We start from the raw sequence: 19,068 nt of genomic DNA, 5'->3' as shown, positions 1-19,068 counted from the left end.
AAATAATATACTCATATACAACTATTTGTGAACTAAATGGGTAACCCTATAAAATTAATCATATCCTCTTCTACAAAATTTTCATCATTTTTTGGAAAAAAAGTAGAGATGGCACTTTTTTCCATTGTCACATTAGTGACTTCATAGGCAATATAAAAGGGACGATCATTTGTACCCTCCAAAAAATCATCATAATACCAATAATCACCATAATCCTCATTGGCTCTAAACATATAAACCCTAGTTTGCAAACTATTACAATTCACGCCTATCCCTTCTTCACTTATATTCTCCATTGACCACGAAGTGGAAGAACTTAAGGCATACTTACTGGTATATTGGGTAGTCATTTTTGTTTCCCCTTCGAAATCATAAACCCCTTTTATGTGAAACACTGTCATTTCTGCCTTAAAGGTAAATGAAGCACTATGAGAACTTGTATTTTCAATTTCATCTTCAAAACTAGATTCAATTGCTAATTGTCCACCAGAAGTACCAGGCCCAGACCATTCCAATACATTATTTAATTGTGCACCATAATAATTGACCAAAATAAGCAACACTATCTCTATTCATCCAATCCATCATACTAGGATCGTTGGGAGAATCAATATAATGCGGTGCTTCATTCAAGGGGCGACCTAATTCAAAATGAACGGTATAACCTGTGTTTCTAAACATATAGGTAGTATCTTCATTTATTGGTGTTGTATAAATATCGGCATCCCACCACGGAAACATCATAAATGAATACCTTTTTAATGCTGGAATATAATACATATAATAGGAAGACTCTTGATTAATCTCATCTAGCTCTTGTGTTTGCTTTACTATACTAGTAAATTCTTTACTTTTATAATTCATTTTTTCATTAGTCTGTGTCCAAGAGCCACCGGGTAACAATTCGGCTTTTTGAATGACCAATTTCCCTTCATAAGCAAGCCCCGCTTCAATTGTATTTGTATATGTATTCTCACCTTTTATTGACAAAGATTTTTCCTCCGTATTGGAAAACTCTAACTCTAAACTAGTCGGTTGAGTTTTTACTGGATATATTGTATCCCACACATCCCAGTCTATAGGTGCAGGAGGAGCACCATCGGTAATTCCAGCCAAAATCCAAAATTTCCTTCCTTCTTCATCATCAAGTTGACTAAAGTCGGTATAAGCAGAATGTGCTTCAGCATGAATGGTGTAAATATCAGAATTAAAATAACTATACCCAAGTGTTTTATCTTTGGTTGTATTAATTACTAAAATTCTTTTCTGGAAGGAATCATCTCCTTCTAAGTTAATATCATTTTTAATGCAATCGAGTGGTTTGGGGAAATAGCTCACATTGAGGACTGTATTTTTACCATGCTTATTATAGTAATCTTCCGATGAAAGGTTCATATACTGAACGTTCTCCGTTAACTGGCCCAAACCTTCCTCGCCTGTAAAATAGTATTCCAAAAACATAATATCAATTCTATTCTTATATAAACCATCATCATTATGGTCATCATCCTCAGCCCAAAATGCCCAGACCCTATTGGGATTAGTTGGCTTAGAATCTATAAGTTGACCATTAGATTGAATGGATCCAGTACCCACTTTTACATTTCTACCACCCACATAATTAAGAAACATATTTGCATCTTCACTAAGATTTAAATTTGTAATATCACGGTTGAATGCTCTACATGTTGAGCTCTTTTGTACTCCGAATATTAAAATATTCTTTGAATTATATCTGGCAATTTCAATACTGGTAATCCACCGTTCTTTTGTATCTATACCATAATCTAAATCACGATTAAAAACTAGGTCTATATTAATATTATCGAAGTTATATTCAGAAATCCATGAGTTACCTTTTTTATCACTTGCCGCCAATATAACTTTCGAACCCCAAACATATGCTGCAGTATAATAATAGTCACTATTATTATATTTTAAAGAAGAAGTAATTTCTATTGAGTGCATTTTTTCGGTATTCAAGTCATAATACTTTAAATAAAACTTAGAGTTGTTTTTACTTATACAAAAGAGTTTATCATCGAACCCCCAGAAAGCGGCGCAAGATCGTTGGTAAATCACACCTTCACTATCACTAAGTTTATTGCTATACATGTCATTCATAGACAAATCAGAATTAAGACTATGTATATCTAGAAGGAAATCTCCATCATTAGTCCATTGTCGAATTCCGTAAGTCACCCCATTATATAGCATGAAATTCCACAAATTCGAATTATCCTCGGCATCAGCATGCCCACTTGTTTGTACATTAATAATTGGGGCTCTTTTATCTTTAGCAAAAGCAGAAAAAGAAACAAAAAATGCCAATAAAATAGTTAGTATAATATATCTTGTTTTCATAATATAGTCCTCCTTTAAAATTTGTATGATAACACAGTACGAATAGTGATATTTTGATATCCACTTGCAAACAAAGACCACTCAATAGCATCACTAATGCTCCAATCAAATCCCAATAATGCATCTAAATTAGTCTTCGAGGTCATCTCATAATCCTTTTCTTCCAAAAATGATTGCAAGTCTGTTTTTTTTGTAATATCAATAGATATAGAACTAGAATAATAATACAAACCCAAACCACCCTTGATTCTAAAATTCTTGACATGATATCCTCCCATAATATTCAATCGTGGATATATACTTGAAAATGTAGTTTCATACTCTGTTTTATAACTTCCCTCAAAAGAATAGGTATAACTATTCATATCTGAATTACAACTGGCATAACTAAACAATGGCTGGGCTATGACAGTCCAGTCCTCATTAATGTGGTAATCAATGTCTGCAAATAGGCCCAAAGAATAATTTATTCCCTTTTGAGTAAACTCCAACTGTATTTCATCATCAGCTCTATCTTTTTCGATATGACTAACCGTTGGAATACCCAATTCAACACCAATATCAATATTCCATTTAGATTGCGAATTATTCAAAATATTATAGGCGAAACCAACATTTGAACTCGTCCATAATTGAGTTGATGAATAAAGAGAATTAAATTCATCAAGCTCATCAGTATCCCAATCATTCCAGCCAAAACTTTCAGTATCGATTCTTAATTGGGAAGAATAAGAATGGAGTTCTAAATCCATCATCCCAATGTTAAACGAAAAGTACACTTTACTTTTCTTGTCCTTCGTCACTGTATCTTGAGCATATAGATAGCCACATAGCAAAAATACAGCGGTTGTAAATAATAGTTTTTTCATAATACTTTTTTAAATGTTCATACCAAATTTAGAGAATCCTATTTATTTCAACGCAATTTAGCAGTCCCAAGTTCTCAAAAACCTGTCTCATTAGCTTAAATAGAACACAATAGAAAAAAATAGATTATTCTGGATAGAAATCCAATCTAGCTCAAAAATACACCTAAGTAAAATATTCACATCAGCAAGATCAATCTCATTCCTTGCTGATTCAGTGCAGGTTAAACAAGTTAATTATTTACACTATCATGGAATATCTATTTAGAAATACACTTGGTTTATATGTATTTTTTGATGAACTTTGGGTTTCGCAAAACAAATAAATACAATACAAGCAAAACCAGATAATAAGTACAAATGATTGAGATTTTCCCCTTAACTTTCTTTATATTATTCATTGTATATATATCGTTTGGAATCATCATCCATAGCATTTCAACATTAAATTCAAGCAAAGATGGTCTGGGATATGTATCCCTTTTCTATTATAGTCGAGCCTTTCTATTTCTGGGTCCAGCCATGCTTCTTTTCACTAACAATATCGGTTGGTCAGTTTATTACTCTGGGCCACTTAAGGTATTGATGATACCTCTTTTATATTTGTATTTTTCAAAACTCGACCAAGAGAACAAGAAATTAAAAAAAGGAGACCTCACGCACCTGCTCCCCTTTTTCTTTGAAATTTTATTTACTTTACCCATTGCATGCCTACATGCCGAGGAGATTGCAAATCCTGAAAGCATTAAGATATCTTCCATCCTGAGTATTCAATGGGATGAGAATTTCTATTTTAATCTCTTAGCCATTACAGCAAGAAGCATCGCACTTATTCAGGCCATCATATACTCCATTCTGATCTCAAGAACCTATATCAAATTAAAGAAAAGCTTCTTAGACCATAATTCTTTTGTATCCTTTACTAATTTAAACTGGATAAAATGGGTAAGTTATTTATTTATTATTAATGGATTTATATCTGGTTTTGAACTATTTGGCCTTTTCAATATTCCAATTATATTTGTATTAACTGCATTATTCCTCCTTTTCATCGCATTTTACTTTTTAATTTATTCCATATTACAAAAAACCGTATACTACAAAAGCTCTATTCATTCAGAACAGCATATACATGATATTGAAGATGATATCAAAGAAGAATCCAATATTATTCTAAATAAATTTAAAGATCAGCAACTGTATTTACTCCAAGATATATGTTTACAAGAAGCCTCCAATCAATTGGGTATTGCAAAGTACAAATTGAGCAAATATGTTAAAATAGGAGGCTATGAAAATTTTTATCATTTCGTGAACATGATGAGAGTAAATACAAGTAAAGAATTATTGCGAAATATCTCTCATCAATATAGTATCGATTCCGTTGTTACCGATTCTGGATTTAATTCCAGGAGTACCTTCTACCGCGTTTTCAAAGAATACTGCGAAATGACCCCTACTGAATACATAAAACAATCAAAAGAAATTTGGTTATAACAACTTAGGAGAAGGTTTTCTTTGTTGGCCTCTTCACAAACAACATCCCAGCAAGAGTACTAATCACTGCAACCAAGAAGGCTGGGATAAATGAAGATTTCGCATTGAATTGTTCCGGTAAAAACACGCCCAGCAAGAAAAATGTAAGATTGACTACAAAGGCTAAAACTACACTTACAAAAGCGACATAACGATATCGATAAGGATCTTTTTTAGAAAGTGCGATTAGTGTAATGGGTGTATAAATCACTATCATCGATATCCCAACGACCATTAAATCCACCACCTTGGGAAAGCTTAAAGCAATAAACAATGCCATTACTCCAAATACTAAACTGATTAATCGAATGCTTTTTTGCAATTGAGAAGAGGACTTCTCTTTATGTTTCCAACCCAAGAAATCTCTTGCTGTAGAAATGGAGATGATATTAAGGAAACTATCACCAGAAGACATTAATGCAGATAATAAGCCGACCACAGCAAAGCCAAGTATTATAGGCTGAGAATGATCATTTAGAAATAAATAAGTTACATCTTCACTAACCAATTGGTCACCATGAGTGATTCTAATAGTCATTCCCACCAAAGGAAAAATTAAATAAAATGGCAACATCCCAATCCCCGACCAAAAACTCATTTGTTTGGCTACTTTATCACTCTTTGCTGCCAACACTCTTTGCCAAATATCCATCCTCACCAATACTGACCAACTTAAAAACAAGGGCAAGGCCACTAAAAAAGCTATCCCCTCAGCTGTTCCATTAACCATTTTAGTTGGCAGTTCTGAAAGACGACTTAATCCTTCGGTATCCGCCCATATACCAGGAATAAAGATGAAGATAATCATGAGAACGATAATAATAAACTGAATGGTATCGGTTATAATCACACCAGCCATACCTGCGAATGCTGTATATCCTATGATAACCAAGCCTGATAAAATAGCTGCATAAGTATAATCCATTTGAAAAGCATACTTTAAAAGACTAGCCATAGCCACAAACTGTGCTGCTAATAGGAAAAAGAATATAAAAACATTAACGCCAGTAACCATTCCTGAGAACATTCTGGCAAAACGAGGCTCTTCATTGGATTTGGTAAATCGCATATTCAAGAACTGAGGAAAGGAATAAATATTTTCTTTCACTCCCATTTTATGAATCCTTCCAGCATATCGAATCATTATCATAAAACCCATCACATAAGCAATTCCTATACCAACAGCAGCAAATCCCGATTCATAACCCATAGCCATTAGACCAATAGAAGTCCCGCCTCCAACAAAAGTGGCTAGTGTTGTAAATACCAAAGGAAGTAATTTAGTCTTACGGTTATTGACCAAATAATTCTCTAAGTCATGCGTATTCACATGCTTAACGGTAAGATAAATAATGAAAACTAGATAAATAAGGATCCAAAAGATATACCAATTCATATAAGGTTTTTGGTAAAAATAGTAAAAATGATGAAATACAAAAAAAAAGCAAGTCAGGGGGGACTTGCTTTTCAATCTTCTGGAGAGAAGTAAATTTAATGCGTTAAGATCTTGGGAACGGGTATTTCCCTTTTTTCTTTCGACAAATGTACAGTACTCACTTGTATTAATAGGAGCAAATGTTCAAACAAGCTATTCTATCTATTAAGTGTCCGTCCCAAATGATAATACGCGAATAGCACATCTCATTAAAACCAGTGTATAACATGGTTATACGCAATATACCAAAGTTATAATTAATGAGATAAAAAAAGGCAAGCTTGGGGGGAAGCTTGCCTGACTCTTGGAGAGAAGTAAATTTAATGCGTTAACCTATTTAAATAGGGTATCTTAAACAACAGGGCAAATATAAGATGCATATTTGAACTAAATGTCCTAAATGAACATCTGTAGCCAAGTAATGAATAAGCGCAATGGTTTATTGAATATTCTCCTTTATGCCTTTGTTAATTGATGGAAAACATGTTCCAGATTACTATCTTTCTTGTTCATGCTCAGTATTTGAATATCTGATTTTACTGCCCACTGAAACAATGATTTCCTGATTTCTTCATCACCAGAAGCAATAATCTCAAATGAAAGATCATTTATTTTAATCACATTTGTAACTCCTTTGATTTTATTCAATTCAGAAAGCTCAACTTTTTTATCCATCTCTATCTGTATGGTTTCTGTGTTTCCAAGAAGTTTACTCAATTTGGACGTTGCATCATCCGCAACAATTTTACCATTATTAATAATAATAACTCTATCGCAGATAGCTTCCACTTCTTGCATAATGTGTGTAGAAAGCAAAACGGTTTTCTCCTTACCTATAGACTTAATCAAGTCGCGAATCTCCACCAACTGATTGGGATCCAAACCTGTAGTTGGCTCATCGAGGATTAGTATTTCTGGTTCGTGAATTAAGGATTGAGCCAAACCCACTCGTTGACGATAACCTTTTGATAAAGCTCCTATCTTTTTATTTTGTTCTACTTTTAATCCTGTTAACTCAATCACTTTATTAATGCGCTCCTCAATATTATCTTTCATTTTATAAATCCCAGCCACATAATGGAGATATTCTCTAACATACATTTCCGGATATAGAGGATTATGCTCTGGCAAATAACCAATCTTAGCCTTCACTTTCAAAGGTTCTTCCATCACATCAAAACCATAAACACGTGCTTCTCCGGAACTTGGAGGCAAAAAACAACTAATAATTTTCATTATTGTTGATTTACCAGCTCCATTAGGTCCTAATAAACCCGTGATTTCACCTTTATTAATAGTTAAGCTAACTTGATCCAATGCTTTTTGTTCTCCATAAAGCTTGGTTATATTTTGCAATTCAATGGTCATGCTTTATTTTTTTTGCGAAAATACAGATTTTTAGAAAACCAATGAACAAAAGTATTTCAAAGATATATTCAAAAAAAGAAAAAGGTCGGAAGTACCAAGACAGCAGCTTAAAGCCTTCTATCTTGTAGACTATTGTGCTGTATTCCAAATTGAACTCCTATGTATTTTATTCAACCTCCACAATTTACAATCAAAACAAAATCGCAATAACAATATGAATAAAGAAAATATTTTTAATTAAACGCTTGGTCAATTGAAAATATTTACTAATTTTGACCAATCGTTCAGTCAATAGACAAATCTCTTTGTACCGAAAGCATTATAGGTCTGTTTTACGAATGAAATTCGTTGTAATAATTACTAAATATGGCTGGAAGTTGGAAGCCCGAAGTAGATTTACTTCTAGCTTCAGACTGTCGACTTCGAACCACAAAACTTGTAGAAACTGAAATACTAAATAACACAGTTTCAACTAAAGAATGAGACCAATAAATATGTCACCAAGAACAAAAGAACAATTCGAAAACATTAGGCAAGAAAGAAAGCAACAAATACTCGATGCTGCCCTCGAAATTTTTGCCAAAAATGGATATTACAAAGCAAGCATCAGTCAAATAGCAACAGAAGCCAAAATATCTAAAGGCCTCCTATATAATTACTTTCAAAACAAAGAAGAATTGCTTACCGAGGTTATGTCTGATGGAATCAAATATCTATTGAGAGGATATGGGAAACAATCAGAAGACAATGCCAAAGACCAACTTAAGAAAATGATAGAACAAAGTTTCGATATGATGGATGAAGACCAGAAGCATTGGCAGCTTTATTTCTCCACCATGATGCAAACAGAAGTCCAAGCTTTAGTCATGGAAGAGATGATGGTCACTCTAATGCCTGTATTTGAAAATTTAGCTGCTATTTTCGGAGAATTGGGTTTTGACACTCCCTTACAGGAGGCTCAGTTATTTGGCGCTATGCTAGATGGTTTTGGAATGAACTATCTCATCAATCCTCAGGCTTTTCCTAAAGAGTATTGTATCAAAAGATTATGTGAAATATATCAATTAAATAAATAGATATGAAAACAAGAATAATATTGATTTGTCTTTTACTAGTTGGGTTAGCCCTCAACTTTCCTTCAAAGGCACAAACAGATGAAAAAGCAAAAGAAATAGTAAAAAAGGCTCATGAGATCACTCTAGGAAAAACAAGTAAGACCACCATGACCATGAAAATCATTCGTCCTGAATGGACCAGAGAAGTGAGCATGCAAAGTTGGAGCATAGGGACAGAAAATTATCTGATTTATATTATGTCACCCGCCAGAGATAAAGGACAAGTATTCTTAAAAAGAGAGAAGAATATGTGGAATTGGATTCCCAGTATTGGGAGAATGATTAAGATTCCACCAAGCATGATGATGTCGAGCTGGATGGGTTCTGATTTTAATAATGATGAATTGATGAAAGAAAGTTCATTGGTAGTGGATTACACCCATCAATTTTTAAAGGAAGAAGAAATTGATGGAATGCCATGTTATCAAATTGAATTGACGCCCCTCCCTTCTGCTCCAGTTGTTTGGGGAAAAGTCATCTTATGGATAAGCAAAGAAAAATCCTTTAGCCTAAAAAGCGAATTCTACGATGAAGATGGAGTTCTGGTAAATGTTCAAAGTTCATCAAAGGTAAAAATGTTTGGAGATCGCGAACTCCCTTCTTACATGGAAATGATTCCGGTAAAAAAGGAAGGTCATAAAACCATCATGATAATAACAGATGCAGAGTACAATGTGAAGGACATTAATGAAAAGATGTTCTCTCAGCAGATGATGAAGAGGATACGTCCAGAATAAAAAGAAAAAGTTAGAAGTTGGAAGCTAGAAGGAAGAAGGAAGAATCTTCGTGCTTCAAACCTCATGCTTCAAACCAAATAACAATAAGCATAATACCCTTCAACAAACTCAGGGTACAAGATCAATGTCTCAACAAGGACAAATAACAAATTATGAAAACATCATTAATTATAGCCTGGAGAAATATATGGCGCAACAAGAGGAGGTCACTGATTACAATGGCCGCCATCTTCATGGCAGTATTTCTCTCGGTATTTATGCGCTCCATGCAAAAGGGTACTTATAGCCAAATGATTCAAGGTGGCATCAATCAAGTGGGCTATATCGAGATTCACAAAGATGGATATTGGGATAATCAAAACATCAATAAAGCCATGGTTATATCACCAGAACTCAGGGAAAGCATACGCTCTATTCCAAATGTGAAGGAAGTTACACCAAGGCTCAGTAATTTTGGACTGTGCTCTTCAGGCAATCAAACTAAAGCAGGTATGGTTATAGGTGCAAATCCTGAATTGGAAAACAGACATACCGCTTTAGCCAAGAAAATCATTTGGGGTAATTACTTAAGCAATCATGATAATGGCATATTGGTAGCCGAGAACTTAGCCAAATTCCTTAAACTGGCTAAAATCACCAAGGATACTATAATTGAAGAAGACGGAAGTATGACATTTTTCAAAAATGTAGAAATGCTGCAAGATAGCTTGGTGATTATCAGTTCCGGCTATCAAGGAAACAGTGCCTTTGGCTTATTCCCCATTAGAGGAATTATTAGCTTACCAACTCCTCAGCAAAATGGCTCTATGGTTTATATGAGTTTACAAGAAGCTCAGTATGTATTTAGCCCCTACGTTCCCAATCTTTGCACCTCGATATCATTAGATTTACATGATCCTGAAAAAATAGAGGAGACCCAAATAGAGCTTTCAAAAACCCTTGGCGAAAAATACGAGGTAATGACTTGGGGCAGCATGCTCGCCGAACTCGTTCAAGCTATTCAACTTGATAATGCTGGTGGAATTATGATGATGGGACTACTTTATGTAATTGTGGGTTTCGGATTATTGGGAACCATTATTATGATCAGCCTAGAAAGAAGAAAAGAAATGGCTGTGATGGTTTCTGTGGGAATGAGAAAAAGCAGATTAACCTTGATGATGATATTTGAAACGATAGTTTTAGGAATTGGAGGCGTGGTCATAGGAATCCTCCTCAGTCTTCCTTTTGTTTATTATCTCAATGTAAATCCAATTCTACTACAAGGAGAAATGGCCACCATGATGGAATCCTATAATATAGAACCTATACTTCCATTTTCTATGGACCCTATGATATTTTTTGGGCAAGGAATCGTTATTTTATTGATTTCCTTTATTGCAGCCCTCTACCCTATCTATAGTATTATGAGAATTAAACCTACTGATGCACGTTAAAAAATAAGCCTTATGAATATAAAAATATCATGGAAAAATGTTTGGCGTAATAAGCTTCGTAGCTTAATAATTATCCTTGCCATAGCGGTAGGTCTCTTTGGCGGTATATTTACCAATGCCTTCTTTGTGGGGATGCTAGACCAAAGAATCAATGCCGTAATTAGCAACGAGACTGCTAATATACAAATACATCACCCTAGCTTTCTTTTAGACGAATCCATAAACAATGGAATTGAAAATGGCATTGCAGTGATAGATAAAATTAAAGCTGTTGAAGGCATTAAGGGTATCAGTCCCAGAATTAATGAAACAGGAATGGCCAGCACTGCTGAAGCCAATACCGGAGTCATGATTAATGGAATCGACCCAAAAATGGAAAAGGAAGTGACTAAAATTCATCAAAAGCTTTATGAAGGGGAATATCTAAAAGCCTCCTTTCAAATCCCTATTCTTATTGGCAAAAAACTATCGGAAAAGCTAAATGCCGATATAGGAGATAAAGTTATTTTATCGATGGCAGATGGTGAAGGAGAAGTGGTTTATGCTGCCTTTAAAGTTTGGGGTATTTATAATACAAACAACGATATGTTTGATGGGATTCATGTTTTTGTATTGAAAGATGAATTACAAAAGCTTCTCAAAACTCCACAAAACTATGTGTCTGAGATTGCTATTTCGATGGATGACGACCAATTCACTTTAAAGGCAAAAGATGAAATGATAAGCCTCCTCCAAACAGAAGTGGATCAAAAAGAAATCATCGTTCAGGATTGGAAAGAAATAGATCCGAGTTTAAATATGATGATTCAAAGCATGGATACTTTTGCTTGGTTCTTCATCATCATTATTTTAATTGCGCTGGCGTTTGGAATCATAAACACTATGATTATGGTAGTGATGGAGAGAACTCGTGAGCTTGGAATGCTCATGGCGATTGGAATGAACAAGAAAAGAGTCTTTAGTATGATTCTATGGGAAACTATCTTCCTTTCCTCCGTAGGCGCGATTACTGGTCTCTTTTTCTCGGCTTTAGTTATTGGCTATTTCGGAAGAGTTGGCTTAGATTTATCCTTGTTTGGGAAGGGAATGAATTCCTTGGGTTTTGATACCATTATCTACACAAAATCTAGCATCGAATTTTATCTAAGCGTGGCATTTTTGGTCTTTATCACAGCCATTATTGCTTCCATATTTCCTGCTCGCCAGGCCTTGAAATTACAGCCCGCAGAAGCAGTGAGGGATTAGAGTGGGAAGCGGGAAGTTAGAAGTTGGAAGCAGGAAGTAAATCAAGCTTCAAACTTCATGCTTCGAGCTTCAAACCTTTCAATTAAAAAAAAACAAGAAACAAGAAAACATATATATCATGTCAATTATAGAAATAAAAGACCTCAGAAAAACATATAATGAAAAAACAGTTCCTGTTCATGCCGTTAATGGAATAGACTTACAAATTGAGGAGGGTGAATTTACAGCTATTGTTGGTCCTTCTGGTTGCGGAAAGACAACCTTTTTAAATATGGTGGGTGGCTTGGATGTGTCCACAAGCGGAAGCGTAAAAATAGATGGACAAGACATTTCTGGCTTAAGTTCAAAGCAACTCATCGATTTTAGGTTAAATCATATTGGATTTGTGTTTCAGGCTTACAACCTCATTCCTGTGCTTACTGCTGTTGAAAATGTGGCCTTTATCATGGAGTTACAAGGAGTTTCAAAAGCCGAACGAGAAAAAAGAGCCAAGGAATTATTAGAGCAGGTAGGCATTGGAGATAAATTCAATAGCCGCCCCAATCAACTTTCGGGTGGACAACAGCAAAGAGTAGCAGTAGCTAGGGCCTTGGCTAGTAAACCAAAATTCATATTAGCTGACGAACCCACTGCCAACTTAGATTCACAATCCACAGGAGATTTATTAGATATGATGGCCGATTTAAATCAGAAGCTAAATATCACTTTCCTATTTGCTACTCACGACCAACGAGTAATGGATAGAGCACGAAGAATTGTCACTCTTACTGATGGTAAGATTAGTTCTGACGAAATTAGAAAATAAACTAATCATGAAAAAGGTAATCATTTTCCTATTATTGCTATGGGCTTTTAACTCTCAAGCTCAAAAGAAAATTGAAATTGACGGGCGCATAGAAGGTATGCCTGTTTATATGGCCAATAATAAATCTGACCTTTCAGCCATAGGAATTTCTAGCGATCAAATCATGACCTATACTGAGCTGAATAATAGAATCAATTTACGTTGGTATCCCATAAATGAATTAAGCTTGGAAGCTGGAATTAGAAATAATTTCACTTTTGGCAATATGGTTTATCAAACCAATAAAGCCTTGGATGGTGCCTATAATGATTTACTGGTATATGATGATGGATATTTGAATTTAACCAAGAAATGGTCGGAAAGTAATAATGGTGTGTTCTATTCTAATATCGATAGGCTTTTTGCCACTTTAGAGTTGGGGAAATTTAATGCCAAGATTGGTAGACAAAGAATCAACTGGGGAATGAATATGGTTTGGCAACCCAATGATATTTTCAATACTTTTAATTATTTGAATTTCAACTATCCCGAAAGGCCAGGAAGTGATGCCATCAGGGTTCAATATTATACTGGCTATACCTCAACATTAGATGTAGCCTATAAAATTGACTATGAAGAAAGAAGTACCTACGCCGCTCGCTATGTTTTTAACCAATGGAATTACGATTGGCAATTGATGGGTGGTGTGATGAATCAAGAATATTTTGTTGCTGGCCTTGGTTGGTCGGGAAGTATTAAAGGAGCAGGTTTTTCAGGTGAAGCCTCCTATTATTCTCCCATGATTAGCGACACTGCATTCCAGGAAACCTTAATTACTACTGTCTCGTTCAACTATACCTTCTCAAAAGGACTTTTTCTACATACTTCTCTACTCTATAATTCCAATGGAAGCACAGGAAAAGCAGGTCGAGGATTCTTTGTGATGATGGATAATATTTCTGCCTTGGATTATACTTTATCAATGGCTCAAGTTTTTGCTCAAGTTTCTTATCCTTTGACTCCTCTCATTAAGATTGATATGTCAGGAATCATCAATCCCTTTGATGGTAGTTTTTATTTAGGCCCCTCTGTTGATTTCTCATTAACAAAGGATGTGTCCTTATACTTCATTGCCCAAACCTTTTTCGGAGAATCCGGATCAGAATACGGAGACTATGGTCAGATGTATTTTGCTCGTATTTCTTGGGCTTTTTCTAATTAGTCTAGTTTTCATAATTTATTAAGAAGATACGCTTATCACACATATCATTAGGAGGGTCAGAGTATCTTTACAGTTCTATAATAAAAAAAGAAAAGTTATATAATGCCAAGCACCCCATTTTTAGATCGTCGTATACAAGTGAAAAAAACCGCAAACGCCACATTGATACGATATATAAAAGATTGAAATAATTACAAAAAGCAGTTTGATCGGATTGGTGCTCTTTTGGTAGAGTGTCTAGTGCGAGAGAATTAATTTTGCCCCAACAAACAACACCCTTTCAAACCGCTGTATGCCAGCACTACAAACCAAAGTTTGCAAAAGAGTTATTTTTCACACCCAATATTTCTATTATAAAATGCAAAAAACACTTTGAGATAAAACCTATTTCAAAAAAAATCATGTTAAATTATTTGACACTTGTGTAAGATAAATTTACAACGTCTTTTACAATACGAAACCATAATGCCTTGATTATGTATACATTACGGTTACGGCATTATATTTGAACATATTAAATTCATTTTAAATCAAATAAGGTATTATGAAACTGAATTAAGCCTATGGATATCTGCGATATGAATAAATAAATAAATAAATAAATAATTGGCAAACTTAATTTCCAAACACGCATGAGTCAATGCTTATCCAAATTTTTGTCAAAAAGCTTGCAAATGCCAGCCCATGTAGTCCAAAGGACTTTAGGTTTTGCTGCCCAAAAAAACAAAATAAACTAGCAACGCTGAGCTCCACATTCCGGCTCTTGCTCCGTAGCAAGGTCAGTACGGATTGATTAAGATAAAAGAATAGCCTCATAAAAGTCTGGAATAGAGTTTTATGAATAACAAACACCAGCAAAAAACACGCAAAATGAAAAAAATAGCATTTACATTAATAGTTTTTATCGGGCTTAGTGGAATTCTAAATGCTCAGCAAAGGAATAATAAGTTGACCTTTGATAATGTTATAATTAATATCCCCAATTCATTAACTTTATGTCCACAAGACATTGCCAATTATATACATTCAAAATATTCTACTCAAGACTCAAAAATTCAAGCTTTATATTTTTGGATCGCTAAGAATATTCATTATGATATTGAGAATATGTACTCATTTGATTATGATACGATTGGGATAATTTCAAAAACCCTAAAAACTCGCAAAGGAATTTGCTACAATTATGCCCTATTATTTAGTGATATTTCCAATAGGTTAGGAATTAAAAGTTTTGTTATTACAGGTTATACGAAAATTGATAATGAAATTGATTACACCCCTCATTCTTGGTGTGCTGGAATGATTGATTCGAAGTGGTATATATTCGACCCTACATGGGGGTCAGGCTCAGTATCGAATGGAAATTACATAAAACAAATAGACCAATATTATTACAAAATGTCCCCTAAAAGAGCAATACGTACTCATATGCCTTTCGATCCATTATTTCAATTTTTATATTACCCTATTACTAATAATAATTTTTGTGCCAAAAGGAAGAAGCCTAAGAGTAATAATACTTATTTTAATTTTGATGATTCTCTTACTGTTTTTGAGAATTTATCAATAACAAAACAATTAATCAATACAAAAAGAAGATTAGAGAATAATGGTATAAATAGTTATTTTATATTTACCATTATCAATCAATTTAGACAAGAAATAGACGATAATTCATACAATCAAACAATAGATACATATCACATAGCTCTGAATTCATATAAAGAAGGTATATTTCAACTTAATCGGTTTATTGATTATAGAAACAAACAATTTGCCGCGATTGAAAATGATTCTGTTTTAATAATAATCTTAGATAGTGTTGAGAATTCTTTTTTTTTGTCAATTGAATATTTAAAACATATTGATAGTCCCAATCAAAATATCCAAAAACAAATGGACAATATTCATAAATCTATTGAGAGTAACATGTTGTACTTTAATGAGCAAAGACTTTTTTTAGATTTATATTTTAATACTCCAAAGAACTATAGGAGATCTTTGTTTTATGATAGACTAATAGATGAATAATTTCAGATAAATTAGGCAATACCAGTGCCAAATCGAGCAGACTGTCCTACCAGAAATAGCTAGCAGAGAAAGACTCTCACACCACCGTACCTACGGGAGCTTTACTCTTTCTTTCAAAACAATTATCCACTGAATTATGGTTTAGCTCTGCCTTTCCACAAAATGCTTGACCATGGGAATACCCAAACGGATGAGGTTTTTACACTTACGCTCAGGTTTAGCTCACCAATTGTTGATCTATTTATGCATGAATGAGTTCCCTTTCTTCGGTTCATGCTCATGAAGTTAATTAACATCACACCAGCAGTATAACTTATGATAAATTCATCATGATTTATTGCATTTTTGGAATTTATTCAAAGCTTGCAGCTTTGTGGGCCATGCTTATGCTGGGCACACACAATAAGCAATAAACATAAGCCGAGCGAAGCAAATAAATCAAACTATTGTACATTTACTTAAAACTGTATCGGTCTGATAAGTTGAAGCTTATAAATCCCGGCCTCTGCATATAGCTTCATATTGTAGCGTATGTGCCCTGAGATTCTGCAAACATGAGTACTAAAGTTAAATATTTGATAATCTCTAATTATCGCCTGAAAGAATTGACTGATAATGTTGACATTAAGAATGCAAATCCAAGTAGAGCTTCAAGAGCCATGATTGTTCTGATTCCTTTACTAATTTTCCCAGCATTGATAGAGTATTTATGGATTTTTGATATTTGGAATAAATACCAATAAAATATACTTGATTTATATACTAAAAAGATATACTTTTGTGATATAAATATAAAATATCATGAAAACAGTATCTTTAAAAATAGATGATTCGATTTTCGGTGAGACTGAAAAAATACTTGCTCGGATTAAGAAACCACGAAATCGATATATAAACGAAGCCATTGAGTTTTATAATAAAATTCAACGCAAACAGATGCTGGAGAAAAAGCTAAAAAAGGAATCAGGATTAGTCAAAGCGGATTCAATGTCTGTCCTTAATGACTTCGAGGGGATTGATTATGCTGATTAAACAATTTGAAATTTGGCTTGCAGATTTAAATCCTCAGATAGGAACTGAACCAGGTAAAACAAGACCAGTTCTAGCGATACAGACCAATCTGCTTAACAAGATTCCTCACCCATCTACTATTGTTTGTCCAATTACAACAAACGTTAAAATGGGTTCTGAGATATTAAGGGTACATCTTAAAAAAGGGACAAGCAACTTACATCAGGCTTGTGATATAATGATTGACCAAATTCGTGCGATTGATAATAAACGGTTGACAAAAAGACTGGGGATCTTACCTGATGAACTGATTGATTTGGTGAAAGAAAATATTCAAATAGTTCTAGACCTTGAATAATACACGATACCAAAGCCGAGTAACCCACCACACTTACAAACACTAGCAGAGAGAGGCGGCTGACACATCGGTACAGCATCCTAACGATCGCAAACCACCAAACCTACGGGAGCTTTACTCTTTCTTTCAAAACAATTATCCACTGAATTATGGTTTAGCTCTGCCTTTCCACAAAATGCTTGACCATGGGAATACCCAAACGGATGAGGTTTTTACACTTACGCTCAGGTTTAGCTCACCAATTGTTGATCTATTTATGCATGAATGAGTTCCCTTTCTTCGGTTCATCCTCATGAAGTTAATTAACATCCCACCAGCAGTATAACTTATGATAAATCCATAAGGTTTTATTTCTATTTTTGGAATTTATTCAAAGCTTGCAACTCTTTGTGCGTTATTCTTATGCTGGGTACACACAATAAATATACTTCAAGCCGTAGTTTCATTTTCAAAGAAAATGAATTTGTATATTTACAATCCATGAACTAAAGAATTTTATTGACTATTATGCGACACGCAGCATATTCAAACTGTTGTGTAAAAGTGAAGATAGCGGTGGTTTCTTATTATCAGCGTAAATTAAAGCAACAAAACATTCAGATTAAACTAAACCCTTGAAGGATGTTTCTTTGCCATCAGTTTTTCTTGCACAACACAGCCAACTTCTCCTTCTCGGTAGCAGCCATTACAAGAAACACATAAAGGTTTGTATTCTGGGTTTTTCTTCCACTTGTTCACAAGATCAGGTTCACTAAGTAATGGCCGTGCCATGGAAAAGTATTTAATATCCGTTTGGTTCAAAATATCTTGTAAGCGCGCAAAATTTCTATTTCCTCCCATTAACATAACTGGAATAGAAACAGCACTGGCAATTTGTTGAGTTGGCTCAAGAAAATAGGATTGTAATTCAGGCTTATGAATCTTTGTACGCGCCGGACTTATTCCCTTGCCAGAACTTTCATTTGCGCCACTTATCTCTAGGAGGTCGGCTCCAGCATTCTCAAATATTTTAGCAACTTCAATGGCATCAGCAAGAGTTAGCCCTTCACCTTCATCCATAAAATCGTCGTGATTCATTTTTATCATAATAGCAAAAGCAGAACCTACAGCTTTACGAATACTTGTAATAACTTCAACAATTATACGAGACCTATTTTCAATATTCCCACCGTACTCGTCCTCACGTCTATTACAATATGGCGTTAAAAACTGACTTAATAAATAGCCGTGCGCTGCGTGTAACTCAACAGCATCATAACCCGCTTTTTGTGCGCGCACAGATGCATTGGTAAACATTTTCACCACATGCCGAATATTGTCATTAGTCATTTCTTTAGGGGTAATTCCTGTAGCACGGTTCTTTATTGCCGAAGGCCCCCAAAGCGAAGCATCCTCAAAGTCGGGATGATTTGTTTGTGAGCCACCATAAGCCAACTGAATGGCAATTGGCGTATCGTTAGAGTGCACAATGTCAACTAGCTTTTTGTGCTCATCAATAAACGAATCAAGACCGTTGCATGGTAATTAACAAAATAAATCACCTTATATAATTGTATATCA

Annotated in this window: 17 protein-coding genes; 11 read left to right on the top strand and 6 right to left on the bottom strand. The window is 34.5% G+C overall.

What is annotated here, in order from left to right; translation table 11 throughout:
- Positions 1-32: 32 nt before the first annotated feature.
- The 3 genes from HNS38_RS17650 to HNS38_RS17640 are packed head-to-tail and all read right to left on the bottom strand — an operon-like array spanning position 33 to position 3,233.
- Positions 33-560, bottom strand: a complete 528-nt coding sequence (locus HNS38_RS17650; RefSeq protein ID WP_216663772.1) for a hypothetical protein — start codon at positions 558-560, stop codon at positions 33-35.
- Complete coding sequence (locus tag HNS38_RS17645; RefSeq protein ID WP_172346823.1) at positions 520-2,364, bottom strand: hypothetical protein; 1,845 nt, start codon at positions 2,362-2,364, stop codon at positions 520-522. Before HNS38_RS17645 ends, HNS38_RS17650 begins: the two co-directional genes overlap by 41 nt.
- Positions 2,365-2,378: 14 nt before the next feature.
- Entirely contained in the window at positions 2,379-3,233 is an 855-nt protein-coding gene (locus tag HNS38_RS17640; RefSeq protein ID WP_172280192.1) for a hypothetical protein, read from the bottom strand.
- Between the two features lie 357 nt (positions 3,234-3,590).
- Here HNS38_RS17640 and HNS38_RS17635 point away from each other — a divergent pair, with 357 nt between their 5' ends.
- Positions 3,591-4,727, top strand: a complete 1,137-nt coding sequence (locus tag HNS38_RS17635) for an AraC family transcriptional regulator (protein ID WP_172280193.1) — start codon at positions 3,591-3,593, stop codon at positions 4,725-4,727.
- Between the two features lie 4 nt (positions 4,728-4,731).
- Here HNS38_RS17635 and HNS38_RS17630 read toward each other — a convergent pair whose 3' ends face one another.
- Both HNS38_RS17630 and gldA read right to left on the bottom strand, forming a co-directional pair.
- Positions 4,732-6,162 (bottom strand): sodium:solute symporter, encoded by a 1,431-nt coding sequence (locus HNS38_RS17630; protein ID WP_172280195.1) that lies wholly within the window; start codon positions 6,160-6,162, stop codon positions 4,732-4,734.
- Positions 6,163-6,657: 495 nt separating this feature from the next.
- Positions 6,658-7,569 (bottom strand): gliding motility-associated ABC transporter ATP-binding subunit GldA, encoded by a 912-nt coding sequence (gldA, locus tag HNS38_RS17625; protein WP_172284585.1) that lies wholly within the window; start codon positions 7,567-7,569, stop codon positions 6,658-6,660.
- Between the two features lie 494 nt (positions 7,570-8,063).
- Between gldA and HNS38_RS17620 the strand changes: the two genes are divergently transcribed.
- From HNS38_RS17620 to HNS38_RS17575, 10 genes are all read left to right on the top strand, one after another.
- Positions 8,064-8,645 (top strand): TetR/AcrR family transcriptional regulator, encoded by a 582-nt coding sequence (locus HNS38_RS17620; RefSeq protein ID WP_172346822.1) that lies wholly within the window; start codon positions 8,064-8,066, stop codon positions 8,643-8,645.
- A 2-nt stretch (positions 8,646-8,647) separates the two neighbouring features.
- A complete protein-coding gene (locus HNS38_RS17615; RefSeq protein ID WP_172284589.1) occupies positions 8,648-9,421 on the top strand; it encodes an outer membrane lipoprotein-sorting protein in 774 nt (257 codons plus the stop codon).
- A 152-nt stretch (positions 9,422-9,573) separates the two neighbouring features.
- Complete coding sequence (locus HNS38_RS17610) at positions 9,574-10,857, top strand: ABC transporter permease (RefSeq protein ID WP_172284591.1); 1,284 nt, start codon at positions 9,574-9,576, stop codon at positions 10,855-10,857.
- 12 nt (positions 10,858-10,869) lie between these two features.
- Positions 10,870-12,102, top strand: coding sequence for an ABC transporter permease (locus HNS38_RS17605; protein WP_172284593.1), 1,233 nt, complete (start codon positions 10,870-10,872; stop codon positions 12,100-12,102).
- Positions 12,103-12,220: 118 nt separating this feature from the next.
- Positions 12,221-12,907, top strand: a complete 687-nt coding sequence (locus HNS38_RS17600) for an ABC transporter ATP-binding protein (protein WP_172284595.1) — start codon at positions 12,221-12,223, stop codon at positions 12,905-12,907.
- A gap of 7 nt (positions 12,908-12,914) precedes the next feature.
- Positions 12,915-14,108: a hypothetical protein gene (locus HNS38_RS17595; RefSeq protein WP_172346821.1), complete on the top strand. Its 1,194-nt coding sequence runs from the start codon at positions 12,915-12,917 to the stop codon at positions 14,106-14,108.
- 870 nt (positions 14,109-14,978) lie between these two features.
- On the top strand, positions 14,979-16,139 hold the full coding sequence (locus HNS38_RS17590; protein ID WP_172346820.1) for a transglutaminase domain-containing protein: 1,161 nt from the start codon (positions 14,979-14,981) through the stop codon (positions 16,137-16,139).
- Between the two features lie 554 nt (positions 16,140-16,693).
- Positions 16,694-16,882 (top strand): hypothetical protein, encoded by a 189-nt coding sequence (locus HNS38_RS17585; RefSeq protein ID WP_172284046.1) that lies wholly within the window; start codon positions 16,694-16,696, stop codon positions 16,880-16,882.
- 58 nt (positions 16,883-16,940) lie between these two features.
- Positions 16,941-17,171: a hypothetical protein gene (locus tag HNS38_RS17580; protein ID WP_172284048.1), complete on the top strand. Its 231-nt coding sequence runs from the start codon at positions 16,941-16,943 to the stop codon at positions 17,169-17,171.
- Entirely contained in the window at positions 17,161-17,508 is a 348-nt protein-coding gene (locus HNS38_RS17575) for a type II toxin-antitoxin system PemK/MazF family toxin (protein ID WP_172284050.1), read from the top strand. Before HNS38_RS17580 ends, HNS38_RS17575 begins: the two co-directional genes overlap by 11 nt.
- Positions 17,509-18,114: 606 nt before the next feature.
- Here the strand turns inward: HNS38_RS17575 and HNS38_RS17570 are convergent.
- Positions 18,115-19,005 carry an NADH:flavin oxidoreductase gene (locus HNS38_RS17570; protein WP_371823817.1) on the bottom strand — a complete coding sequence of 297 codons (891 nt, stop codon included), beginning with the start codon at positions 19,003-19,005 and terminating at the stop codon, positions 18,115-18,117.
- Between the last annotated feature and the right edge of the window lie 63 nt (positions 19,006-19,068).

Origin of the sequence: Lentimicrobium sp. L6, assembly GCF_013166655.1 — a bacterium.
In the GTDB taxonomy this organism is placed as follows: domain Bacteria; phylum Bacteroidota; class Bacteroidia; order Bacteroidales; family UBA12170; genus UBA12170.
Note: the sequence above shows the minus strand (reverse complement) of the source record. Positions and strands in the feature narration are given on the sequence as shown.